The organism is Staphylococcus sp. EG-SA-2 (assembly GCF_017152085.1).
In genome coordinates, this window is record NZ_JACYHC010000175.1 from 1 (window position 1) to 531 (window position 531).

Annotated in this window: 1 protein-coding gene; it reads right to left on the reverse strand. The window is 31.8% G+C overall.

The features are described 5' to 3' along the window. Positions 1-502: NUDIX hydrolase (locus IDG60_RS27240; protein WP_206160420.1), on the reverse strand; the 502-nt coding region annotated here is incomplete at its 3' end. Positions 503-531: the final 29 nt, after the last annotated feature.

The following is a 531-nucleotide window of genomic DNA, read 5'->3' on the forward strand; positions in this document are numbered from 1 at the left end:
CAATGATAGTCTTCGCATCTTCTATTTCTTTATTCATTAGCATCGATTTAACATTCTCAATCGGAACTTTAATGACTTCGACAAATTCATCTTCATCTAAGTGAACTGTACCTTCTTCTAAATTATCAGTAAAATAAATTGATAATTGTTCATCGCAAAAACCTGGTGAACCATACATATCTACAACATGTGTTAACTCTTTGGCAATATATCCTGTTTCTTCTTCTAATTCACGCTTAGCCGCTTCGACTCTATTTTCATCATCTTCTAATTTACCAGCTGGAATTTCTAGCAATGGTTTTTCTACTGGTTTACGATACTGTTTCACTAATACGACTTCTTTTTTAGGTGTCAATGCACAAACAGCAACTGCACCATTATGATAAACTAATTCTCTTGTTGACGTTTCACCGTTTGGTAATGTCACTGTATGAATTTCTACATCTACAATTTTGCCATTATAAATAACTGTTCGATCAATTGTTTTTTCATTTAAATCCATTATAATCACGTTCCTTTAAATTCATATTA